Source organism: Nostoc sp. ChiQUE01b (assembly GCF_034531255.1).
GTDB lineage: Bacteria > Cyanobacteriota > Cyanobacteriia > Cyanobacteriales > Nostocaceae > Nostoc.
Genome location: NZ_JAVRBM010000107.1, coordinates 1 through 25,710, shown reverse-complemented (window position 1 = coordinate 25,710; position 25,710 = coordinate 1). Strand labels below are relative to the sequence as shown.

The window sequence follows — 25,710 nt, the reverse complement described above, 5'->3', positions numbered from 1 at the left end:
TTACTTTACTCATAGATTATACTGTTTGTCCTAACCACCTTGACGATTGCTATATAAGCACATTGATACAACTCCAGGGCAAAGTTATTGTTGTCTGTAGGAACCACTCGCAATTGAAACTCTTGCATCTCAGTACGTTACTTTCGCCGTCAAATTCAGCCTGTCAACCGGATTACGATTCAGGGCTTGTTTGATATTACTGATTTCTGCGCCGTTTGGTTGCACTGGAGATGAAAATTCAAATACTAGCTTCAGCGACACGTCAGCTTTTACATCCGGGCTACTTAGCAAAGTGTTAACAGCCCCCTGAAAACTCTGAAATCCTTTGACTGGTCCTTGATACTCTAACCGGATAAACTGTTCATTAACAGTAATAGTTGCCGTTTGGTCAATTTGCAAGGGTAGCTTGATCAACATAGGAAAAGCCGTCATCAACTTGCGGTAGTCCATTACTTGCCCGACGGAGATTTCCAACAACTGGATACCCTGAACTTGATTATCTTGGACGAGATCGCCTAATTCATTAAATACCCGATCGAGTGTTCCCTCCAAATCAAATTCTTCTGGTTTAGCTTTAAATAGAGATAAATCATTCCACGAACCGTTCCCATCTTCGCCTGCGCTTGGTGTGCTGGGTGTCCCAGTACCATAAGCTAATATCTTCGCTAGGGTTTCCCTCTCCTCTACTTCGCCATTGCCGTAGTCAGCTACAATTTTGAAAGTTGTGGTTTTAGCGATCGCTGTCTCATGTTCATCACTAGGGCGAAACTCCCCTGTAACCAAATTCCCATCTTGATACAGCTTAATCGCCAAAGCCCCCGATGCTTTCCACCGTATCCGCACAGGTTTTACCGATTCTGTACTGGACAAAACTTGAGCATTCAGTTCAATTTCTCGCGGTTTCGGTGGTTCCAGAATTCCCCGGCGGTAGAGTTCCATCCTCTCAGAAAATTCTATAGAGTCGGGCAGAGTAAATTTACCGTCATCGGTTTTAATAAACAGCTTTTCTCCTACTTTCATATCCCAGTTACCAGTCTGCAACCCCTGGCGGATGGTATCTCGGAGCTTTGAGATTTCGGCATCGACAAATATATTTAAACTCAAGTCTTTAGCGAAAGCTTCTTTTAATGCTTTAGTTGTCCAATGGTTTAACCCAGACAGCCACACCTTCTGCAAAATATAAGCAGGGGCGTAGGATGGTGCGTCATCAGCACGAATTTTTTGACAATCTTTCAGTGCTTTTAAAATGACATCTTGTTGATTATTTTTACCCTTCACATCGCTAGAATCTTGGGCGGGAAGGGTATAGTGCATCAAACCCTTGGGAGCTTTTACTGGGTCATTAGCAGGGTAAAATAAATGGCGGTAGGCATTTGTTAAAGATACTCTTACCCCTAAATCAAGAGAACCTTTTTTATCTTTGAGTTGTTTCTGCTGATTTTCTGATAAATCTTGCAAGCGATTGGGAGAATTTAGAATATTTTGAATAGCCCGAAACTCCCTAGCATTGTCAATTGCTCGTTCTAATTCTTGCCTGTTGGCAACTAAAAATAACAAACGATTTCTAAAAGTACGGAATTTACCCGATTCACCTGTTTCATTAAAAATTTTCTCCACCATTGGCGGTGGCCCTTCGGTAGTTACAGAAATAGTCGCCTCGTTAAAGTCAATTAAACACAGGGCAATACTATCGGACACGTCATCCACATCTGCTGGTGATTCCGGTGCAATAACTAACGTCAGTAGTCTATTAGCAAAAATGGCATCGCGGCGACTTCGTAAATCATCCTTCGCCTCGGTAATTCCAACTTGGGCTTTTTCTTCGGCAATAATTTTATTGATTGATGGTTCTTCCTTGAAACGAGCCAAAGTTGTCATTGGATCATTTTCCAAGTACCAAGCAACTTCACTCAACCTTTCTAAGGCAGTATCAACAAAGCCAATCTCTAACCCTGGTGTCAACAAAGACAAATTTAATTCGGCGCGACGAATCCCCGCAGATATACCTTGAGTAATGGAATGCAAAAAAATAGTCCGGGCTACCCAGGTTGAAAAGGGAGGTTTACCAGCAGCAATCCATTCTGCATCTTGTAACTGAGCGTGTGCCTCTCTACCATCTTTATTGTAAATGTCTGCTTGGATCGTAATCCGCATCAAAGGACGTTCCAAACGGGCTGTTAAATCGCTGGTGATTTCTTCTTCAATACCAACAGGAATGTGGTGAGAATGAATAAGCGGTATCCATGCACTAGTATCGTCCCACAGATAACGTATAACTCTAGCAAATAACCGCAAAGCGCCTCTGGTGCGTTGGAAGTTAGGAATTGAGGCAATCTTTTTAGTCAGCAGATTAAATAATTCCGGGTGGAAGGGATAACTCTGCTCGATACTGTCGGCATAGCGTGCATCTTTGCAACCATCTGGTAAATTAATCCGACTAGCTTTATAAGTTTGTAAATATTCTTTTGAAGCATTATTGGCAGCGTTAGCTTCAATGCTGGCGAATACCCGCTGCTTAACTATATTGTAAATTTCAATATCAGTGCTGGGTTTAATGATCCGCTCTTGCCTAGCGGTAGCGGAAATGGTTTCCCGGATTTCGATGGTTTCTTCGCCAAAACTGTCAGTGGAGGAAGCCAGCGTGTAAACAAATACTAAATTATTACAAGATGCTGCTAAATCCATAAGGGCGAATAAAAAAGCAACTACCTGTTTAGCTAAGTTGCTGTTACCAACTAGAGTAGCCTTGGCTTTTCTCAGGTATGAGGCAATTTCGTCGATGATAATGACTGTGGGTTGCCCTTGGATTATCCTTTCTAAAACCACTGTGCCTGGACTGACTCGCTGTTCGTCAGAACCTTTAAGCAGGCTATAACCTGCTACACCATTAATTTGATAAGCAATTTCTCCCCAAAGGGTATAAGTGGTAACGCCAGTGTCCGCATGGTAAACACCGTTAACTGGATCGAGGTCTTGGCAAGCGATCGCAGCTGCTTGAATGGGTCGATCTGGAATTAAATTTAAATCAGCAAAACGGTCTAATCCAGGAATGTGTCGTCCATGTTTGGCAATATGCCACAAAGCAATTTCATCGTGAGTTTTACCACCACCAAAGCTGGTTTCCAGTCGAATAATGGGGGAGCCGACAGCAGCACCTACCAACCGCCCGAACACTTCCGAGATTAGGGTTTTTAAACCATCGGTGGCAAAAGTATTAGCGAAAAAGGCTGTGGGATCTTGGTAGACTTGGGGCGCAAGTCCTTCGACAACTAGCCGTAACTTAGCGGCAAATAAATCAGAAGAGAGTTCCCCCTCTAAAATTTCTTCTCTAGGAATGCAAGTTTTAAATACTGACGGAAGCATAGAAATATATTGACCGTTACTAGTTGAGGGTTGACAGTCAATACCAACCGTCAACAACTTAGTGTTTTTAAAAATACACTTACTTGTTTCAATTGATTAATTCTATACACAATTATGATATTTTGGCACTGATTTAGGTCACAAACTACAAAAGTTCTTTGAATAGTTGTCATAAAACTCAGGCAACCGTAGACCTAAATTAATGATTCCAATGATGTTAACCAGCCACAGTTTCGTTGTGAGCAACCTATGTAAATACCCTTGTAGCTTTTGCGAGGAATTGCTTGTTGCTTACAAACTGAACATTGAATATTCATAAATTTAATCAAAAGGGTTGTATCTTTCTCGTTCATTTTCCTAGAAGAATGGTTAGGGTTTTTAGCACAAATAATAGAAGCTCCATATTGAGTATGACCATATATGCGAGGTTGTCCGCAATCAGGGCATTTACCAAACGGATCTTCGCCTTGACTGATTTTAGTTGTTATGGAGCCTGGATCTTGTTCAGGTAATAAACGTAAAAAGCTATACAACAATTTTGTAGTTTTTGATAAATCTATCCGAATAACTGGTGCTAATAATGAATTTGGATTTAAATATATCCACAAACACTTACCGTCAATACCAACTAACCCAATATTGGTATTAGCTTTATTATCCCAAACATGAGTATTTTGTAGCCCAGTAGCGATAGAATTACGACTTTGACCCGTAATAAAAAATCTGATCCCACGAGAATTACACTGCTTTAATGTGGGAGTAGGAAGTGGGTTATTGCTAGTTGAGTTTGGCCAAGCTATGGCGATTTCTTCCTTAGTTGCAAGTAAGTCCAACTTTATTTGTTTTAAAGCATCTTGGCTTTTAGAAAAATAAGTTACTCCTGGTAAATCGCTGAGTGGTTGTAAAGCCCATGTGAGTGATTGGGTTTTAGCTTGAGCATATATACGGTCAACAAATTTACGAAAAATATTAAAAGAGTTAAGGGTTTTCTGAATATATTGATAATTAAATAAACCAATAAATTTACCTTGCGCTCTACTAACAGCAACATTGGCAAGTCGCATAGCTGTACTTTGCGTTCCACCTGTAACCAATTTTCCTGCCTTAGCTTGTGGTGAACCTTCAACAGCATCAAAAATAATCACATTCTGTTCTGCCCCTTGAAAGCGATGAACTGTATTGCACCTTACAGACTTCTCAGTAAGGTGCAAATCTTGCAGCAAACGTTGGATTAAATGTGCTTGAGCTTTGTAAGGAGCAATGATACCGACGCTGAAATCATTAGTCTGGGTACTTTGGTAAGCTAGATTGACTGCTACTAAAGCTGAAATGATATTAAAACGGCTGTGAAACTGCTGTTCTTTAAAACAAAAAGCTGAAAGTTGGCTTAAGTCATACAAGATTAGGGCTGACCCAGGATGTGGCTGACTCTGGACAATCGGCATTGTCCTTTGCTCTACACCAGAGCCATCTTGCAGTTGACCATTGTAAAAAAGCTGATTTGGTATTTTAGAAATAGCTGGATTCATGCGGTACTGTGTTTTTAATAACACCATGCGTGAGTCAATTTGACCGTTATTTACCTTTTGAGTAATACCAGCTTCATCAAAGATATCTCGTTGTAGCCATTGCTGCGTTGCCTCTGTCTTTGCTTGTGAGATAGGCCCTAACTGGCGAAAGTCACCAAAAATAGCAATACGACGATTGGCCAGGGTGCTGACATAAGCACAGTGGGGAATATAAGCCATACTCGCCTCATCCACTACTATGGCATCAAAACGGCGTTGGTAGATTTCTTTGGCGATCGCTGCCTTTGATAAGGTGCAGCCAACCACTGTTGCTTGTTTGATCAGTTCAGCTTCTTTCTGCTTCAACTGTTCTTTTAGGGGCTGCAATGCTTGTTTGACAGTGGCAATGTTATTTTGAGTATTTTGACCTTGCAGTTGGGTTAGCTTTTCCTGACGCGATCGCTTGACTAAATCTTTGCGTTGTTTTTCTAACCGTTCAATTTGCTCTATTAAGTTTGGATTCTGCCAACGTGCTACTCCTCTAACGTGTAACTGCGGAAACTCGTTTAGACTGCCAGGGGTGGCAACTCCATAGCGCAACACTAGCCCATTTTCATAAATAGGCGCACCTTGCAAATACTCAGCTACACTTTTCATAGCTGTATCAACAGCAGTGTTGCTATGAGCTACCACTAAAACTGACTCACCAGCTTGAACCAATGCAGCTACGGTGATTCCCAGAGTTTTAGTTTTTCCTGTTCCTGGTGGCCCCCAAATAAAACTAACTTGGCGATTAAGTACCTTGTCAACAGCAGATTTCTGATATTCATTGCAACCTATTGGTTTTTGTAGTCGTTGCTCAATTTGATTTAACAGTTTTTGGCTATTGCTTGTTGAAGAGTTGGTTTCACTTTTATCCCCTAGTAATATTTCTGCTAGGTTTCTATTAGCTCCCTTTAGATTAGAACTTTCTAGCAATCGCTTTTTAAGTTCTTCCAATAAAAACCAGGGAGAGGTATAGAGTATAGCTGTAGGAATTGAATCTCCTAAATTTTGCTGTAATGCCAAAATAATATCAAAGCCTTCAACAGAAACTAAAATTCCACTATATCTTTTGCTTTTATACTCTAAATCTACTGGAGTATCATCAGGGAAACGCAGTTCAGTATCTGTGGTAAGGGAATATATATATTGACCACCACGTTTACCTAAAAAGGAACCGTCGCTCAAAAAGGTTTTTTGTCCACCACTTTTTCGTAATGCTCTAATTTCATCGTCAAGTGCTTTATTAAACTTTTTTTGGTATTCTGTATAACTCATTAATGCAACCTGGAAATTCCTATAACTAGATTGGTAAAAAATTTGTCTAATGAATACGAGGTAAACCGTATTCGGTCAAGTACGGTAGAAGTGGCTTTATTCTTGCTCATTAGGAAAAGTAAAGTCTTCATGAAGTAATTAGTGACGAAAAAGTAAGTGCTAAATTATACATAATTTTCCTTGAATAACTGATATATGTGGATAAAACTAGTTACTCGCTTGACTACTTGACTAACTTAGAAACAGCGATCGCGTTTTAATTGCCACAGTACTTTTTCCACACACCAGTCAATGCTGTGGGTAGGATTGCGCCGTTACTCAAATTCAATTAATCGTTTGGCAGTAGCTACGTCGCCTTGAACCAGAGTCAAAAGCTTTTGCCATTTCCCTGTTTTGGGAATACTGAAGTAAATATTGCTGTTTGCGTTCTGACCTGCATACTAATTTTTTTCTAGTAGTTTGGTAGCGACTTTGAGTTTTTTGGTGTGCCTGTGTTAGTAGAAAAGCTAGGCGTAGAAAAAACGATATTAAAAATAGCCAAAAAAGTAGAATTTTAATTTCCATTGCCCGTGGAAGGTAAATGTTTAATTCCACCATGCGGTAAATTGATTACCTCAAGCATCAGAAATTCGCACATTTTATTTTGATGATGATGCAAAGCTAATTTACTCCAAAAATCCTAACCACACGGCTCTAAACATCAATGGCTTTCCCATTAGATTATTTGTAGTAAAAATCAATGTATAAAATTTATATATAAATCCGAAACTTTACTCAAGTTGCTAGTATATAGATTTCTCTATTTTGGTAGAAATATTTATACGGATGCAAGCTGAACATTAACTTGCATCTACAATGGCCAAAATTCTTTTCAAACAAATCACCTATTCGCTTACAAGTCTCATCCATGATATTGAACTTGGTGAGATTGGCTTACCTGATATTCAGCGTCTGTTTGTTTGGGAAGCTGCGAAAGTACGAGATTTGTTTGACTCAATGTATCAAGGCTTTCCAGTAGGTTACTTGTTGTTGTGGGCAACTGACCATCTCACCAATACTCGACATATAGGCACTACCTCCAAACAGGTTAAAACCCCTCGTCTACTGATCGTAGATGGGCAACAACGATTGACTTGCTTATATACTACTGTATTCAAAGGGCATAAAGTGCTAACCAAGGATTTTAAGGAAGTTCAGATTCAAATTGCCTTTCGCCCTGCGGATGCTAAGTTTGAGGTAGCAGATGCAGCCATTCAGCGAGATCCTGAATATATATTTAATACTTCCCAACTGTGGTCAGATTCTATTGATATTTTTGAGTTCGTAGACCATACCAAGAGATACCTGTGAGTTTTGCTTAGGTAAAGGGAATAATTAGCTTATCAGGTAAAATCTACAACCATGTTGCCTCGTATCATTAACGATCGCTACGCTTTATCTCCCAACCTGCGCTCTGGTGGTATGGCGGATGTCTACCAAGCCATTGACATGAAAGAAGGATTGCGACAGGTAGCAGTCAAAGTTTTCAAACATGGGCAGATTGAAGTAGACATCTTAGTTGAATCCTTCCGACGCGAAACTCAGGCACTCAGGGAGTTAAAGCATCCCAGCATTGTCGAGCTTTTTGATTCAGGACGAGATAAACAGACTGGAGAATATTTCTTGGTCTTAGAGTGGATGGAGAGAGATTTAGCGGTACTGCTAAAAGAAACTCCATTAGAAGGATGGGATTCTTATTGGGAGAGGTTAGCTTTTCCAATACTAAATGCACTTGCATTTTCTCACGAGCGTAAATACGTTCATCGGGATCTCAAACCAAACAATATTCTAATTAGTAGTCATGGCAGGTTGAAACTGGCTGATTTTGGAATTTCCAAACTCAGGGGTTATTTCCGCCCAACTGTAACGTTAAGGGAATTTGTCTCTCGTCCTTTTACACCTCAAGAAGAAGATGACGGTTCTTACCCTTATACCCGTGATGTATTTAGTTTTGGGGTAATGACGCTGAAATGCTTGACTGAGGTTGATCTCGATTACAGTAGCTTTTCGAGTGCGATCGCTGCCCTTGATGCTCCCCCTGAAATCATCGAAATTATCGAACGTGCTGTCTCGAACGATCCTGCGGAACGGCAACCAAATGCAGAAGTATTATTAGCAGAGTTAGAAGCAATTCAGCAGAAGCGATCGCGCAAGCAAACAACCCGAAAATACTCCTGTTATCTCCAACTAACTCGTAATGCTGTAAGAAACCTTGAAAATGAGCTTCAGTTACCAGAGACGGAAATTCAGAAGGTTCTACTTGAGGATTTAAATGCTGGATGTGGCATTGCTAAGAAGTCAAGCAGTGGTACAAATGGACAATCTGCTGATAATCATTATTCAATTTTTGGCTTCTCTTACCGCTATTTAGTTGCAGCAGAGCAAGATTGTCTAGTTATAATCAATGCTCAAAGCTTTTCTAGTGTTGTCCTAGAACAAAACCGGGAACGATCCTGGCAACTGCCTTATGAATTCAAATTTGGAAAACCAATCGTTAAATGGGAAGCTGAGGATGTCATTAGAGAACTTCAACTGGGGGTTGAAGAGCATGAGGCAAATTTAAGGCAATCACGAGCGGAAGAGGAGAAACAACGTATCTTTCGAGTGTGGTGGGACATTCTCAGGGCGAAGACAGACTGGGAACAGAAGCGAGAAGAGCCGATTAAATACACAAGTGTTACACCTGATGGCAGTCGTGTTATTTTTCAAATTGCAGAATTACCAGAGTCAGACATTACCGGACAACCACGCCATGTGACACGTTCCAACGGATTTAGCATTTTGGGTGGAGACGTAGTGGAAGTAGTTGATGACAAACTGGTTCTGTACGTGAAATATGGTGAACCAGATCGCTTACCTCAAACAGGGGAACTGCGATTTGATACTCGCTTGGCTGAAATTGCCCTGAACCGCCAGAAAAATGCCCTAGATGCAATTCGCTACGATCGTGCTGTTCGCTCTGACTTACGAGAGTTACTAGCCAATCCTCAAGAAATTCAGGCCCCTGCCTTAGATATCGAGATTAAATTCATCCAATTTTTGAATGAGTCTCAGAAGGAAGTTGTAAAAGCGGCCCTGTCAACACAAGACTTTCTGTTAGTTCAAGGGCCACCAGGGACGGGTAAAACAACGTTTATTACAGAAGTCATCCTACAAACCCTTCAGCAGAACCCTGAAGCAAGAATTCTACTTAGTTCTCAAACCCACGTTGCACTCGATAACGCATTGGAAAGGATTCAAGAAAAAAACTCCAACTTGAAGCTGATTCGCATTGGCAATCATGAGCGGGTATCAGAAGGTGTTTACTCGTTGCTTTTAGAAGAACAAATGGCAAAGTGGCGGGAAAATGCGATTGCCCAAGGGCAACAGTTCCTTGCTAATTGGTCTGCACGTAGCGGAATTTCTCAGCAGGATTTGGAGAAAGCTGTTCTCTTTCAAGAGTTGAAAAATATTGCCTTGAACCTAGAGTCTCTAAGAGTAGAACTGGCAAGCCGTAAGCAGGAGAGAGAAGATAATTTTTCCGCACTCAATGATGAAGGAAAACCCAAATCTCAACGACAGCGAAATGTACCAACAGACAGGGTAGAGGAGTTTCAACGATTAGAAGAGGAAATCGAACAACTAGAGAAACAGGCAAAGGCTGCACGGGATGAGCAGAAACACAAAGCAAAACGTCTTCAAGAAATTACGCGCATCAAAACTATTGATGAATTGCTAAGACTATCAGCTGAAGAATTAGAGCAGAGGAGCAAGAGCTTAATTGATCCCAACTCACCTAATGCAAAAATCCTCCAACAGCTAATTAGTCTGCAAACACAATGGTTCGAGCAGTTTGGGCGCAATGAACGATTTAATGCACCTTTGATCAAGCGATCGCAAGTCGTTGCAGGAACGTGTATTGGAATCTCCAGGGAAATTTCTGACATTGAATTTGATCTGTGCATTGTTGATGAGGCTTCTAAAGCAACCGCGACTGAAGTTTTAGTACCAATGGCGCGTTCAAAAAAATGGATATTGGTAGGCGATCCCAAACAACTACCACCTTTTCAAGATGAAGCCAGCCGAAATTCCGAATTTTTGGAAGATTATGAATTGGCATCAGACGACATTCAAGAAACCCTGTTTGATCGCTTGTTAAGAACCTTGCCAGATGCTTGCCGTAAGATGCTGGCAATTCAGCATCGAATGGTTGAGCCGATAGGAAAGTTGATCAGCACCTGCTTTTATGAAGGTCAGTTGGGTAGTAATGGGCCTGCAATAGATAAAACTTTAAGTCAGGTTTTGCAACGACCTGTCACATGGTTGACTACCTCAAAGCTCAAAAATAGCCGCGAACAAGTCCTTAAGTCTAGCTTTAATAACTCCTGTGAAGTCAGAGTTATTGTTCAGTGGCTTAAACAACTTAACCGAGTTGCAGAGGAAGCTCAAAAACATTACACTGTAGCAGTTTTGAGCGGGTATGCAGCCCAACTGAAATTGCTCAATCGCGGCTTGGATGCAGAACAAAGTAGCCTAAAAGCTTTGACAATCGAGTGCAATACTGTTGATGCCTTTCAAGGGCGGGAAGCAGATATCGTTGTTTACTCAGTGACTCGATCCAACAAAGATGGCAAAATTGGATTTCTCAAAGATGAAGCCAGACTAAATGTGGCGCTATCTAGAGGACGGGTTGGTTTGCTGATTGTTGGCGATCATCAATTTTGTCGAGCGTTAAGTCACAGTCCCCTACATAGTGTCCTGCACTACATTGAACAACACCCAGAAGATTGTATTCAGACGGAGCCAAACTTATGACCTGGGAAGAATTTACGTCTTTACATCTAGAAGACCTGCGTCGCTATGATAATCGTTCCGGGTTCGACCTGGTTTGCTGCCAGGAAGTTGGGCTGCCCGTCTACAAAATTACGGTTGAAGCTCTGACTCAGGTTCGTAAACCAATTCCGCCGATTGAGGAGTACGTTCTCAAAGCGATTAATGTTGGTCTTTCATCCGAAGAAGAAATTGCCGGATTTCTGGGTTTAGAATTACTAACAATCCGAGAAGCAATGGTCAATCTACGGGTGAGTGAAGACATTGATCTAATTGCTCCTGATGTTTCACAATTTCAGGTATGGAAGCTAACGAAAAAGGGAGAGAAAACTTTACAAGAAGCCAGAATTATTGTGCCAGAAGAACGAACTTTCGATATTAACTTTGATGGACTTTTAAGAATCCCGCGCTGGTATGGTCAATTAAACTCACGCTTGCTCAAAGCAAAAGATTTGCGCGACTTTAGCATTGTTGAAATTGAGTCTTCACCAAAACGTCCTCCAGAATTGTCCGACCTCAAGTTGAAGGATGTTGACGAAATTATTCAGCAGATTGAGAAGGATAGTAAAGCCAGAGTTCGTCAGGAGCGAGATTTACTGGCTTTGAAGGCGATTGATCGGAGACAACGCTTTTTTCAACCAGCTACTGCACTGGTCTTTAAAGCAAAAGAGAGTGATGAGATTCAGGTGGCATTTGTCATTGATGGTATTGTTTCCAGCGAACATGAGGCTGCCTTTGCTCGTGCGGATGGGGTAAAGAAACTCCGAATTGCTGAGACATTAAGTCAGAGTGAACCGCGAAGGCTGGCTGAAGAGATACTAGGGCGTGAGTTTGTCGCTCAGTCACCTGTTGACGAGATTGCAATTCTTAAAAAAGAGACGACTGCGGCTCAAGCCAAAATTCAAGCTCAGATTGAAACAACTCAGGAAAAGATTGAGCAGGCAGAGGACGATGAAGAGAAACAAGCGCTTTATCAACAACTTCAAGATGCGTTAAAGCAAATTGAGCAGCTTCAATTTCAACTCGATTCTGTGCTGGCAACAGTACCGATGCGCTGGTTAGACATGTACGAACATCGCCCCTTGCTAGAACAAGCCCTTAAGGATAGCCGAGAACGCCTGATGATCTTCTCACCTTGGATTCGGGCTAACTCGGTCAACCGTTGGTTTCTCCAGCAATTTGAGAATTTGCTAAAACGAGGAGTGCAAGTTTTCATCGGGTATGGGTTAGGTGAGAAGGACGAAAAGCGCAGTTCAGCAGATATTCAAGCTGAGAAGAATCTGCAAAAGCTGGCAAGCCAATATTCCAAGACCTTTACACTTAAACGACTTGGAGATACTCACGCCAAAATCCTCATTTCAGACACCAAATTTGCGGTTACTACCAGCTTTAACTGGTTATCTTTTAAAGGGGAGCGCGATCGCACCTTCCGCGACGAGCGAGGGACGCTGGTTTCTGACTCGCAGGTGCAGCTTATTTCGCTGCTCGCGTATAGTTTCTACACTTACACCAAGTCTTGAAGCTAAACCTTCTTCGGTTAATGGTTGCATTCGGGGAGTATGCACTTTGAAGGATGAATTGTTGTTGTACGATTTATTGCCCCGCCTCGGTTGGTTGTTGAGATGATTTTGAATTTTAATAATCGCCTCGGTAAACTGTGTCATTCGGGCTGTTATCCCCTCAATTTTTTCTGATAAATCGGCGAGATTATGGATTGCTCCGGTTTCGTTGCTAGATTCACTTGAAAACTGTGACTCGAGCTTATCAAGTCGTGAGCAAATAGCTAATATCGTTTCATTCGTAAGACTGGGGTGACTATTGTTACCAGCAACCAAGTACTCCTCAACACTTGCCTTAATCTTAGAGTCGAGGCGTTTATCTAAATCATTGCCACCAATTGCATCAAGGTTATCTATATCATCTAGGTAGAATTCGATAAATTGGGTCAGCGTGGCTGTTGCCGTCGTCCCTTTCGATTTACAACGGGCAATAAACTGCTCCCACATCTTTTGGTCGCAGTTAAAAGATGCCAGTTTCTTGTTTTTCCCTGTTTGGCTCATGTCTAGGTAATGTCTAGGTAAATCTGGACTGGACACGACTGAGTGAGCGTGCCATCCCGAAAAGATAACTACCTTGACACTATCATTTTGGAGCGCATGAGTGCGCCCGCCGGAGACGATGGTCTCCGACCGACCGGAGGTCATCGCCTCTACCAAAAAGCAGTCAGATTACTACTGTCTGCAACAGTTAGTTAGCCACTGTTGGAGTTGTTCAGGAGTTGTTGGCGCACGCACAATTTGAGCAAAGCCTGTTATCGCTTTTGTAGCCAAATCAGGGGGTGACTTCCTGGCTAACGCATCCATTTAGTCAATCATATCTGCCAACAAATTTGTCATCTCTGACTGACCTTGTTTGCGGTTATCGTCATACTGGATTAATACATCCAGCTTGACATGACGGCTGACTTTTTGCGTCTTTCGCACATCCCCTTGGGTTGCTTCCAAAAGAGTTGTAATCCCACTGTGGCGGATGCGGTGGGGTGACATTAACTTTTTTACACCAGCTGCATCAAAATAATTGACAACAATTTTGCGGATGCCGTCCCCAGTGAGGCGATGCCCTTTACTGCGGTTATCAAGGGCGATAAATAGGGGTGAGGAGGCGGTGATATTGCCCCGAACTTGCAACCAATCACAGATAGCATTAACTGTTGCTACTGACAGTTTTACCCATTCATCATTCGTACCTTGCCCTTTTCCCAAAATCCGCAATCTGCTTTCGTGTGGGTCGAAGTCTTTTATATTTAATTGACTCACCTCATTGCGTCGCAGTAAATTTTCCCACAACAGCCGCAACAGCGCATAATCTCTTTGACCGTGAACAGTTGAGCGCTCAATTAGCTGGATTACACTGTTGATGCTTTGAGCATCCACCCCGGTAGTATCTCGATACGCTTTTACCTTTTCCAACTCTACATCTTCTAGCGTGTAGCTGCACACACCTAACTTGCGGGCAAACTTCACCAACGATTTAATGCTGCTGAGGCGACGGTTGACCGTTGCTTCCTTCAACCCAATAGCCAGTAGCTTGGCCTTATATTTCAGCACCACCGCCACCGCCCGTTTCTCGGTCAGGTGCAGAAATTCCAACACGCTATCAACATTCGGCTCAATACCAGTCATCGCCACAAAAAATTTCCGCAAATCTTTCTGGTATTCGCGCCGGGTGCTGGGTGCGCGAATATTGGCGAGCATTAAAGCAATGACATCCTGTTCATCCTCTGTTGCGGCAAAATACCGCTCAATTGGGGCTAAGAGAGATTTTTTTAATGACTCTACCGCATCATCAAATCCGGTATCATCGTTTGCTTTTGGGGATGCCCGTCTGGGAGAATATGGAGTATCAGACATAGCATTGGGCGCGAAAAGGGTAATTTTCGATATCAAAACTATTCTCCCCTTATTTGCCCTGCCTGACTCACTTTGATCCGACGAATTTTCAATTATACGTCTTTTACATCAATGTAATTTAATATACTAGAGCAATCCTAAATCAGTCGTGAGATCATATGGTGTTGCGTGTTGGCAAATGAGTTAGTACTTCTCATCTATGAGGTCAAGCAGGGTATGAAACAGAGACGCAAGGATATTAAAGGTCGCTAATAGGGAGAATAAATGCTTTTTACCATGTCCTTCTTTGTGTTCTGTGGATAGTACTGAATATCGGGAGAAGGAGTAACCTTATCCACAATCAAGTTAATTTTCATTCCAGAGGTATAGGTTGCTCCAGAACGGGTGATCTGTTCAATGTGAATGTCATACTCAACAGGTTGCCCTCCTTGCAACCAGGAATCGAAGTGAGTGCGTAAATTGACCTTATAGAGATTCCCCCAGACCGACAAACCATCAGGCGAAGGGGACTGTGGAATCAGCGGATAAGAAATTTCGCTCTTCTTGGAGTTGTTCTGGTATAAACTGATTGTCAGTTTAACTGCCTTTAACTCTGGTAGAAGAGAGCCTTCATCTAGGAGAGTAAAGTTGCGAGCATCGCGGAAGCGAGCAAGCCCCTTAAACTTAAAGCGCCCCAGGCGTTCGGGGTGAATACCTCCAGTAATTGCAACTACAGTTTGGTTTTGCTGGTTGATGAGTTTATGTTCCAACGTACCTGGAATCTCAAATCGCAATTGCCCCGATTCTGTAATCACGGCTTTGATCTCTGGTTCTCCTAGCTCCTGTGGGCTTTTGGCAGCTTGCCAAGCCACTTTGAAAGAACCTTGGACGGTTTGTAACAAGCGGTAAGTATCGGAGACTTCAGAACCAGTACCCAGCAAACTCCGCAGTCCAGTTTTTTCCACCCAGTTGTTTTTCAGCAGGGCAATGGGTTTGCCAGCTAAACGACTAATGCGATCGCCATAACTGATTTGTTCTTTGGGAATGTCTGCACCCTGCACTAACCGGACTTGACCAGAAGTGCCTGGTTGCCCCTCTGCACCAATGCGGCCTTGTTTACCACTATTGCCATTTTCACAAATAAAAGTTGCTTACTGTGAAAGACCAATGTATTCCCAGCCATAACGATAATTTGTATCTGAAAGCAGGGGATTTGGTCTTTCGTGTTGCTCATCATAGTAGGCATCGCCGGAACAGGGAAATAAATTTCGTTGCACTTCTTGCCAGGAAGCGTTGGCTACATTGAGCGGTTGCGCCATCAATGCCCAAGTGCAATAGTTCACAAAAAAGTTTATAAAAATAAGGTAGCTTTATTGCCCATCTTTTTATGTTGACTGGGTTTGTACGTAGAGGTGCAAGATATGAGCCTCCGACTAGCGGCGAATGCCTCCGGCACGCTTCGCGAACACCCTAGCAACAAATGAAAGAAGCACATTTTTCGGAAATGCTAAAACCCTTGCTGTATCAGGATTGTCAAATGTGCATCTTAGGAGTCATCGTGTTCACTCTGCATTCCCAATCAGGTTAAATGCAGCCCAGTCGTAGGGTGAAAAGTCTTTCTCAATCATTGTCTGCATTGCTTTTCGCAGCGATCGCGCTTTGTCGAGCTTCTCCTGTTGTAAATTCCGGTAAAATTCCGTCATTAAGGTGGTTGTAGAGTTATCCGGTACTGACCAAAGGGAGACAATTACACTGGGAACGCCTGCATTCATTAAAGAACGAGATAGTCCAATAACGCCATCCCCAGTAATACGCCCTTGTCCAGTATTGCAGGCGCTAATTACCACTAGTTCGGCGTTTAGCTTCAAGTCGAAGATTTCTGCGGCGGTGAGCAAACCATTGTCGTTACCAGAGGGTGCAAGAGCGATTGCACTTCCTAATCCCCTGAGATCATCCAATATCCCATGTGTGGCGAAATGAATTATTCTGGCTTTGGGGAGAATCGGCAAGATTGCCAGTTTAGTGGCATCTTTGCCTATGAGCGGTTTGGCATGGAATAGAGGTGCTATGGCTTTAACTTCTGCTTCGGTTCCTTCTAGTTGAGGTAATTGTTGAGGCGTTTCTCCTGGTTTCATGGCTACCTTGGGCATGATAGGATTACCGACAAGCAGGACATCTTTTGCTGAACCAGGAACTCGCTGGCGTTGTTGATGGGTTAATTGTAAAACTTGAATCGATGGTGCGGTAAGAATTGTGTGTTTTTGTATTAAGTATTTCCCTTGCGGGTCTTGTAATGCGGGAAAAGGAACGGCAAATAGTTCTTGCTGAGGGATAAAAATTATACGCGCATCTTCTTCGGTAGGTAGCAGTTCGGCGATGGGTTCGATTAGCAGTTGATAGAGTTGTTGTAAGTTGCGGTCTTTGGCGTTAGCGCTGGATTGCGAGCCTTTTTCCCCAATTTTTTCTACTACATCAGTAATGGGATATGTTGATGTTTGCCCTGGTGGATAAGAGGGTTGTCTGAGGGTAAGTGTATCATTATTAACTGCTAATACTATCCAAGGTTGGTCTTTAGCAAAGTCATTTTTGAGTCTGACGCGATCGCCTTTCTTAAAGGTTCGCGGGTTGGTGTTGTCACGAGTACTTACAGCATTGGCATTTTTAGGGATGGATGCAAGGGTATCATTAACAAGGTTTAATAGGGAGGTATTTTGTTGGTGTAATAGGGTAAGGTCAGATTGATGAAATTTAATTTCGCCGTTGGGTTTGACAACCCAAATGAAAAGTTTTGCTGTGGGTCTTTGTGGTCTTTTACTATTAATTGAAGATGGAGTTATACGTAAGCGATCCTGAATAATTTGGTATTCAACTAAAGTTGCATTTTGCTGCTTGGCTATTTGCTGAATTTGTTGAATTGAAATTTTGGAATTTTGTGTTATTAACTCTCGGTTTTTAGTGTCACTGGAAGAGTTCGCTAGTAACTCTGATAATATTCTAGCTCGACCTCTCTCAGAAATTACTAGTGCTTCCTCTTTTCTATTTTGAGCAACAAGGACTTCTGCAAGTGTTTGATAAGTAATTAAATAGGAATTAAAAAACGATACCCTGTTAGCATCTTGCTGACCAACTCCTTTGTCAAGTATTGAGTCATATTTCTCTATCGCTTCAGAGAGTAGTTTTTCAGCTTTAGCTGTATCTTTAGCTAAAAAATACAAAAATCCTCCACTTGATAGACTGACTGCCAAAGCATGTGGGTTAGAATCTGGCTTTACCAGTAACTCAGCATCGCGCTGAATTTGGAGTGCTTTATTAAGATTACCAGTCGCAGCATAGGCATTTGCTAGGGATTGGAGTAAGTCTACTTTTGAACTCCACTTCAAAGAATTGCTTGTATCTGTACTTTCCCTATTGAGAGCTATAGTCTTTTCGTAATATTTAATCGCATTTTTCCAATTACCCTGCTGAGAATAGGCAGATGCTAAATATCGAAATGCCGTAGCCTCTTCATCAGCTAGCTTGAGCTTTTGTGCTAATTCTAACCCCTGGTTGATATACTTGATGCCTGTATCAAAATTATATTTTTGATTTGCAGTCGAAGTATATAAAGAACCTAAAATGCTTAAGGATTGCACTTCCATTTGTTGAAAGGATTTACATTTTTCTCTCTGGCTCTGCTGTTTAAAAAAATTTTGCTGGGGTAGTGAGGATAAAATACTTTGGTTTTCTATTAAGCAGTTATTCGAGTTTTGAGCTATTTTTAATGCTGTTTCCTCGTATTCAATTGCTCCATCTAAATCACCAATCAATCCATAGGAAGCACTTAAACTCCGATATACTTGTAACTCAAGTAGCGGTTCTTTATTATCTTGGGCAATTTTTATCGCTTTGTTAAAATGATCGAAGCTAACATCATATTTGTTCTGGGCTAAATAAGCACCACCAAGATTAATGTGTGCTTTTCCTTGTTCGAGAATATCTCCACTTGCTATTGATATTGCTAATTGTTGTTTAAAATTGTCAATTGCTTTGTTTGTATCTCCAATGTCCTGATAACTCGATCCTAATAATCCTAATAGCATGACAACAGTTATTATTTCATTTTTTTGAAATTCCTGATTATTCTTTAACTCCTGATGGATTGCCAGAGCCGATTCCAAATATTTGACTGATTCTTGAGGCTCATTTTTCTGCTTATAGACAATTCCTAATATCAACAAATGATTGAATTCAGCTGCACGATTACTGATTTGTATTGCTGGTTCTGGATTGTTTTTGTATTTTTGGGCAATTTGTAAACCTTGTTGAGAACAGCTAATTGCTTTAGAATAATCGTTTAAAGATTGGTAACTGCTGCACAATCCTCCTAATTTAAGTCCTTGTTGAAGTGCAACCCAAGGAGCTTGATTTTTTTCAAAAATTTTCTGCTGTTCTTCAAGAACAATAACTGCTTTTTGAAGCTTTCCAGTAGAATTATACGAAGCTCCTAACACTCCTAAAGCTGCAACTTCAAGTTGAGGGTTTTTTATCTTCTGTGCGATGGCTCTTAATTGCTCTGAATATTGAATAGCTTGGGCGTAGTCTCCTTGAACAAAGTAAGAATAAGTGATTTGTCCCAGTGCTTTACCTTGGCTTTGCAAGACAGCTGTTTCCAGTTCAGTATCTTTAAGTTCCCGTGCGATCGCCAATGCTTGCTCGAAAGGTGCGATCGCCTTGCTGTCCTCCCCGACAGCAGTATAAGCATGTCCCAAACCGACTAAAATATTTATTTCTCTGCGTTTATCTTTAGTATCTCGAACAATTACTAAACTCTTCTCAAATAACTCAATGGCACTTTTAAGAGACAACAAACCTTTTTGCTCTACTTCGGAATTTTTACTCGCTCTTGAAATAGCTAAACTTTGTTGATAAAAATCAATAGCGCTTACTATATTTCCTTGTGGAGCATTTAAATTTATGATTCCCAGATTAAGTAGCGCCCTTGCTTCTAAATCAGGGTTTTTAATTTCTCGTGCTATCGATAACGCCTGTTGCTGATGGGTGAGTGCTTGAGGAAAATCTTTTAAGAAAAAGTAGGCGTTACTAATATTCTTGTGAGTATGTCCCTCTGCTAAACGTTCCTTAATTTGCTGGTAAATTAGTAATGCTTTTTGAAAAGATTCCAAAGCAGCTTTTGGTTGATTGTCTTTTATTTGCTGCTCACCCAGCTTGAACAACCGATCAGCCTCAGCTTTGTTGGAATTATGCATAACTTGGCTGACGTATAACGAAACTGGCTTGGCTGAAGGTAGAGCGATCGCAAACGTACATAAGACAATAGCCAGCGCACCTAAAGAAATTTTTTTTACACCCATAACAGTTACTATTTATACTTACAGCAGGAAACAATTGGCTCTGGTGCAATATTTGATAACTCAACCCCATCTGACTTCAAGAAATCTTCCCAGTCAGCTTTAAAATTTTTATCCTGGGGATTTTGGCGACGAAGTTCAATTAATCCGGTGAGAGTGTCGTACCAAAAACCATTTTCGGCATAAATAATAATGCGATCGCGTCCCCTACTCGCCTGTAACTGACTCATCACGTCAGCACTTGCTTTTACCCGTTTGATTCTTCCCTTCACAGCATCAATCTCAGGAGTGCAAGTGACAGAAAGTTCCCACTCATAGATTTTATCAACTTCTAAAGCAGATGCGTTGGCTGGTATTGTGACACCAATAACACCAGGCGTATTTGTTAACTGCAAATTCTGTTTGTAAATTTCTTTTCCTTGTGCATCTGTCAGCTTAAATTCTACCGGAGTTGTAGAACTTGCTTGATAGGGTACGTAAAACCAAAATGTGGGACGTTCTGCGATGGTTAAGCCCATATTTTTCCCCGGTATCAAAGCGGTGAGAGCAGGCTTATTTTTGTCACTGGGACATGAACCACGAGTCTTAGCTCCCACGGGATTACCAGGTGCGCCTTCATTGGGTAATATGATGCGAATTGGCTTTCTTTTTGAGCGCTGAGATGGTTGTGTAGAAGGTTTTTGCCCTAGTACTTGTTGCTGATTCAGTCTCTGTTTCGACAGCGAAACATTTGCTTGTACATTGACGTAATAACCGAGTAACAAAGGGAGAATTAAAAATAGTATTAGTTTTGGCGATCGCCATTTTTTAAACTTCATTTTTTACCTTTATATTGATACAGAGTCTAAACTTTAAACTTTTTGCCTTCCTGATACTGGATGTAAACTATAAAAATTCCGGTTATGGTTATTAATACTAAGACAGATGGTACAAATGGTACCCAAAGTCCTTGAATAAACAGAAGGAAACACGAGCTATATAAGATAGCTATGGCTACAAAAATTGCCACCCCTATGCGTATTGCACCCCGAATGCGCCAAACTATCAATCCCCCCACAAAAGACCAACCGCAAATCCATAAAATATCCTCCCAATCAGACCAAACGCTTAAAAGAGGACGCTTATCTTGGACAGCACTGAGAATTTGACTGACCATCTGTGCATGAACCCACACAGGAGTAATCTTCTGATTATAAGGAGTCTGAAAAAGGTTGTCTTTGGCAAATTCTTTATCAGTGACACCGATAATAACAATTCGGTCTTTTACCAAATTAGCTAGTTCAGATGGCGGATGACTACTGATAAAATTTTCAACAGGGGTAAAATCTGTAATCTTATTTAGCTGCCCATAAGAAGTGCGATAATTCAGTAGCATTTGGTATCCATGATTATCCAGCGGTTGATAACCTCCAGCACGTTTTTGTAACCTTGGCAGAATCACGTTACCAATTTGTAGCTGTTTTTTTGATGTTACTTGATATTTAGTTTCTTTGGCTTCTAAATATTGCAGTGCTAAAATTAAACTGAAAGCATAAGGAGTGGAGCAACGAGTATCTTGAGAATTTTGATACCACACGTAACGTCGGAGAACTTGATCGCCATCTTTGAAGACATCACTAAATCCAAAAGCATCTTTTGACGAAGGAGGATTACCCGATACGTCACCTTGAGCAATATTTTTTCCTCCGCATAAAGCGTACAAATTAGAGTTTTCTTCAAACAGCTTTTCTAAATTTTTTCTGAATACAACCTGCTCAGGTGTATCTAAATCTTGAACTAAACCTATGTAATGAGGTTTGTATTTTTGAATATTATTTAAAAGTTTGGTGAAAGTAGAAACTGTTAATGAAGATGAACCCCTTTCTTTTTTATCTTGAGCATCAATGTCCTTTTGGGTAACTTCAACAACCAAAATACGATGGTCAATTTCTTCATCAGGTCGCAATTGCATCATCTGGTCATAAGCTTTAAGTTCCAATGGTTGCAACAACCCCAGATAACGCACTCCCAACACTAAAACAGCGACAGCAACACTCGCAGCCATCACCGTTGAGAACTTTGGAGCATATTTGCGTGGAATCCAAGTTAGTGGTGTAGAAGCAGGGTTTTGGAAAATAACAGGTAGCCAACTGGCGCAAGGAAATTTACCTTCTAAACCTTGTAAGCGTTCTCTTGCTTCTCGCACTGCTAAATATAATGATTGACCGCGAGCGAAAGCTTTGAGAAAATGCTTTAAAAATTCTTGTGCGACTTCATCTGGAATTGACTCCCGCATGACAATCATTTGGGGAATCTGCATTGCACTTAATTCGGCGGCTAATCCTAAACCATCGCAAGAGTTAAAAATTGCCAGAGAAAGTCCTTTGGCGATTGCTTTGTCGAGGGCAAATTTTAAATCTTGAATACTTAAAGTTTCATCTTTATTGATTTTGAGCCAGCCTTGATTGGCATCATCTTGACTTTCGCTATGTCCAGCAAAAAATAATATATCCCAGGTTTGTTCCCAAAGTTTATCGTTGAGTTGATTTCTACTTGGTTCTACTAAAAATTCAATGTTTGCATCTGGTAATTGTTGATTTAATATTTGTTGGTCTGCTGCAACATTAATACCTTGACTATTGCCTATAATAGCTAATATTTTAATTTTCCGTTTTCTAATTTGATACTTTTCTGAGGGTGGCTCATATTTTCTTGGACTCAATGCTATTTCAGCATATTTATAATCTTGCAGCAATAATTCCCATAAACTCCAAGGCAATTTCCACAACAAATGCTCATCTGTCTGCAAGAGAATTCTAATCTTTTCGTCAGACTTAATTTTTTGGAAAAATTCTTCTCTAATATCAGTAAAAGAATTAGATTTTAACCAATCATTTAAAGTATCGCTTAATATTCTTCCGGCTTCTTGACATTCATCTCTGAAATCGCCGATATTTATGATCTCAGCATCTGCTGCTTCTAAACGCATTGGCGATCCCGAACGGCGATAACGGCTATAACTTGACTGCCAATCTTTGTAACTTTGCTCAAGTTGGGGAGCAGCAGGTAAGCTTCCTGTGATTTTTATGGAGGAAGGTTCCCCATCTTCTGCGATTTGCAATGTTACAGGAAATCCCTGCTGCCCAAAATCGCCTTCCCCTAGTTCGAGGACAACTAACTTACTCATTTTTAAAGTTGGACTGTTACTATGTTGAGTAGTTATTTACAGAGAGCATCCCCATTTTTTAAAGAAACAACACAAATGGCTCTGATGAAATCTCTGCGCCCCTCTGCGTGAACCTCTGCGTCCCTCTGCGTTTAAAAATGAAATTAACTATTTGCATTGTTACAGGAATTACTTATATCTGTAAAATGGTCTTAATATTTTTGTAATAAAAATAGTGAGTAAAATATGAATCTCTTAATTTATAACGAGTAATTCAAAACTGTTGTAGCTTTTATTAATTTATAAAAACTCTTGTTACAAATGTAAAATAAACTATAACATTTATAGATTTTCTACCGCTGTAATGGTACACAACGCAAACTGTGGTTTAATTAGACTCGCCAATTAACGTAAAAGCAGCCCAGTTCTTGGGGTCTGGATGTTTTTCCATAGTTGTCAACATTGCCTGACGCAGCGCAGAAGCTTTATCATCACCTTGCTGCAACCGTTGATAAAACTCCGTCATCAGGGATGCAGTGGGAGCATCGGGTATTGACCACAGAGAAACAATCACACTGGGGACACCCGCACTAATCAAAGAACGCGATAAACCAATCACCCCATCACCTGTAATTCTCCCAACTCCGGTATTGCAAGCACTCAGGACAACTAACTCGGCGTTTAGCTTCAAGTCGAAGATTTCGCTTGCAGTTAGTAAACCGTTATTTCCTTCTTCTTTTCCTTTATTTATAGGTTCGGGAGCAAGCGCGATCGCACCCGGTACACCTCCACCTGTAAAATCATCAAGTAAGCCGTGGGTTGCAAAATGTACTATCCTCGCTTTTGGTAGTTGCTGTAAGATTAGAGATGTGGTTGCTTGATTACCAGTAATTGCTTGAGTATTAAATAACTGTGCTACTTGTTTTGCTTCTATCTCTGCATTTGGAAGAGGAGGTAATTGTTCTGCCACTTCACCAGGAATTTTCGATACTTTGGGCATAGTAGGATTGCCGATAATTAGCGCATCTTTGACTGTTGCTGGTAGTTTTTGGCGCTGTTTGCGAGTTAAATCCAGCACTTGTATGGCGGGTGCAGTGAGGATAGTATGTTTTTCAATTAGGTACTTTCTATCTGGATCTTGCAGCGCTGGGAAGGGAACGAAAAATAAAGAACCTTGGGGAATGAAGGTGACACGGGCATTTGGGTCTTTTGGTAAGAGGTCGGCTATGGGATCGATGAGAATTTTGTGCAGTTGTTGCAAATTGGTGTTGGCTGCTTGAGGAGATGATACTTTTGTAACTTGGGCGAATGTTCGTTCGATGGGTTTCACATTATCTTCCCAAGTAATCAGCCGGATTTTGAGTGTCCTGTTTTGAGGATTAACTGCAACTACTTTCCAAGCAGGGTCATTAGGGAAATCTTCATTATTATTGCGTCTTACTAAGTCTCCAACTGCAAAACTTTGTTGGTTATTTGCGCTTCTGGTAGTATCTATGGCGACACCGAAAGATTCTAGGGTTTTGGTAACGAGGTTTGATAGGGAGGAGTTTTGTTGCTGCCACAGGGGATTGAGGTCAGCTTTACGAAATACGACTTCACCTGTAGGTTTGATGACCCAAATATATAGTTCTGATTGTTTAAACTGTAATTTACCTTTAACTTTGAATTCACCACTAATAATTGAGTATTGAACCAAGGTCGAATTTTGAGCCTTGGCTATTTGCTTCATCTCGTCAATTGTGGGTGGTTTGGGTGATTTTACTTCGCTTTTACTATTAATGGGTAAGCGAGACGAGATTAACTCAACAAATGCTCTAGCACGACCGCGCTCGGAAATTTCTAAAGCTGCATTGGTTTTATTTTGAGCAATTAAAACTTTTTGTAAATTTTGATAGACTCCACGTTGGGTGTCAAAAATCGACACTTTCTCGCTATCCTTTAATCTCTCTCGTAGACTTTCCAAAACATTTATTCCTGCAAATAAGGTACTCTCTGCTAGAGTAAGATTCCCTTGTTTGTAGAACTCGTAGCCTAAATTATTGAGCGCGATCCCCTCAGCTTGACGGTCTTTGATTTCCTGTGCGATCGCTAAGTGCTGCTCAAAATACTCAATAGCTTGGGAGCGATTTCCCAAAATTCCGTAGGCACTACCAAGGTTTCCCAGCATAGTAGCCTCAGCTTGACGGTCTTTGATTTTTCGTGTGATCGCCAAGTGTTGTTTAAAGTTTTCAATGGCTTTAGGGTAGTCTCCCACAAGCAAGTAAACAAGACCGAGATTTCCCAATGATTGCCCCTCAGCTTTACGATCTTTAATTTCTCTTGCAATTGCTAAGTGCTTCTTATGGTATTCAATAGCTTTGAGGTAGTCTCCTAGACTCGAGTAAGCAAGACCAAGATTTCCCAACCCGGCACCCTCACCTTGACGGTCTTTAATTTCTCGTGCAATCGCCAATCGCTGCTGTTGGTACTCAATAGATTTAGGGTAGTTTCCCAGACTCCAATAAGTAATACCGAGATTTCCCAGCGTATTACTCTCTCCTCGACGGTCTTTGATGTCTTGTTTGATCGCTAAGTCCTGCTGATAATACTCAAGAGCTTTGGGGTAGTCTCCCAGACTCAAGTAGGCGTTACCGAGACCCCCCAGTGCGTTACTCTCACCTTCACGGTATTTAATTTCTTGTGCAATTGCCAAGTGCTGCTTGTGGTACTCAATGGCTTTTAGGTATTCTCCTAGATTAACGTGAGTTCGACGGATAGGAAAGCACAAAAAGCTTGCTATGTATGAATTT

12 protein-coding genes and 1 pseudogene are annotated in these 25,710 nt (G+C 41.2%); 3 read left to right on the top strand and 10 right to left on the bottom strand.

Annotated elements, in window-relative coordinates; all coding sequences use genetic code 11:
• Positions 1-129 precede the first annotated feature (129 nt).
• Positions 130-3,417, bottom strand: coding sequence for an ATP-binding protein (locus RMY63_RS37015; protein WP_416212581.1), 3,288 nt, complete (start codon positions 3,415-3,417; stop codon positions 130-132).
• A gap of 140 nt (positions 3,418-3,557) precedes the next feature.
• A complete protein-coding gene (locus RMY63_RS37010; protein ID WP_322733464.1) occupies positions 3,558-6,191 on the bottom strand; it encodes a DEAD/DEAH box helicase in 2,634 nt (877 codons plus the stop codon).
• 855 nt (positions 6,192-7,046) lie between these two features.
• Between RMY63_RS37010 and RMY63_RS37005 the strand changes: the two genes are divergently transcribed.
• The 3 genes and pseudogenes from RMY63_RS37005 to RMY63_RS36995 all read left to right on the top strand — a co-directional run.
• Positions 7,047-7,541, top strand: a complete 495-nt coding sequence (locus tag RMY63_RS37005; RefSeq protein ID WP_292841601.1) for a DUF262 domain-containing protein — start codon at positions 7,047-7,049, stop codon at positions 7,539-7,541.
• A 51-nt stretch (positions 7,542-7,592) separates the two neighbouring features.
• Positions 7,593-11,024: an AAA domain-containing protein gene (locus RMY63_RS37000; protein ID WP_322733463.1), complete on the top strand. Its 3,432-nt coding sequence runs from the start codon at positions 7,593-7,595 to the stop codon at positions 11,022-11,024.
• Positions 11,021-12,424, top strand: a pseudogene (locus RMY63_RS36995) (hypothetical protein); the annotation flags it as partial. The gene RMY63_RS37000 and the pseudogene RMY63_RS36995, both read left to right, overlap by 4 nt.
• Before the next feature lie 12 nt (positions 12,425-12,436).
• Here RMY63_RS36995 and RMY63_RS36990 read toward each other — a convergent pair.
• From RMY63_RS36990 to RMY63_RS36955, 8 genes are all read right to left on the bottom strand, one after another.
• On the bottom strand, positions 12,437-13,243 hold the full coding sequence (locus RMY63_RS36990) for a hypothetical protein (protein WP_322733462.1): 807 nt from the start codon (positions 13,241-13,243) through the stop codon (positions 12,437-12,439).
• Positions 13,244-13,402: 159 nt separating this feature from the next.
• Positions 13,403-14,485: a tyrosine-type recombinase/integrase gene (locus RMY63_RS36985; RefSeq protein WP_322733461.1), complete on the bottom strand. Its 1,083-nt coding sequence runs from the start codon at positions 14,483-14,485 to the stop codon at positions 13,403-13,405.
• Between the two features lie 212 nt (positions 14,486-14,697).
• On the bottom strand, positions 14,698-15,489 hold the full coding sequence (locus RMY63_RS36980) for a hypothetical protein (RefSeq protein ID WP_322733460.1): 792 nt from the start codon (positions 15,487-15,489) through the stop codon (positions 14,698-14,700).
• Positions 15,490-15,579: 90 nt separating this feature from the next.
• Complete coding sequence (locus RMY63_RS36975) at positions 15,580-15,771, bottom strand: hypothetical protein (RefSeq protein ID WP_322733459.1); 192 nt, start codon at positions 15,769-15,771, stop codon at positions 15,580-15,582.
• A gap of 219 nt (positions 15,772-15,990) precedes the next feature.
• Positions 15,991-19,779, bottom strand: a complete 3,789-nt coding sequence (locus tag RMY63_RS36970; protein ID WP_322733458.1) for a CHAT domain-containing protein — start codon at positions 19,777-19,779, stop codon at positions 15,991-15,993.
• 8 nt (positions 19,780-19,787) lie between these two features.
• Positions 19,788-20,594, bottom strand: a complete 807-nt coding sequence (locus RMY63_RS36965; protein ID WP_322733457.1) for a DUF928 domain-containing protein — start codon at positions 20,592-20,594, stop codon at positions 19,788-19,790.
• Between the two features lie 26 nt (positions 20,595-20,620).
• Positions 20,621-22,942 (bottom strand): CHASE2 domain-containing protein, encoded by a 2,322-nt coding sequence (locus RMY63_RS36960; protein ID WP_322733456.1) that lies wholly within the window; start codon positions 22,940-22,942, stop codon positions 20,621-20,623.
• Between the two features lie 367 nt (positions 22,943-23,309).
• Positions 23,310-25,710: CHAT domain-containing tetratricopeptide repeat protein (locus RMY63_RS36955; protein ID WP_322733455.1), on the bottom strand; the 2,401-nt coding region annotated here is incomplete at its 5' end.

Bases quoted from the DNA above. Each gene is read 5' to 3' on its own strand.
- RMY63_RS37010 (WP_322733464.1), bottom strand. From the start codon at position 6,191: ATGAGTTATACAGAATACCAAAAAAAGTTTAATAAAGCACTTGACGAT.
- RMY63_RS37005 (WP_292841601.1), top strand. From the start codon at position 7,047: ATGGCCAAAATTCTTTTCAAACAAATCACCTATTCGCTTACAAGTCTC.
- RMY63_RS37000 (WP_322733463.1), top strand. From the start codon at position 7,593: ATGTTGCCTCGTATCATTAACGATCGCTACGCTTTATCTCCCAACCTG.
- RMY63_RS36990 (WP_322733462.1), bottom strand. From the start codon at position 13,243: ATGACCTCCGGTCGGTCGGAGACCATCGTCTCCGGCGGGCGCACTCAT.
- RMY63_RS36970 (WP_322733458.1), bottom strand. From the start codon at position 19,779: ATGGGTGTAAAAAAAATTTCTTTAGGTGCGCTGGCTATTGTCTTATGT.
- RMY63_RS36965 (WP_322733457.1), bottom strand. From the start codon at position 20,594: ATGAAGTTTAAAAAATGGCGATCGCCAAAACTAATACTATTTTTAATT.
- RMY63_RS36960 (WP_322733456.1), bottom strand. From the start codon at position 22,942: ATGAGTAAGTTAGTTGTCCTCGAACTAGGGGAAGGCGATTTTGGGCAG.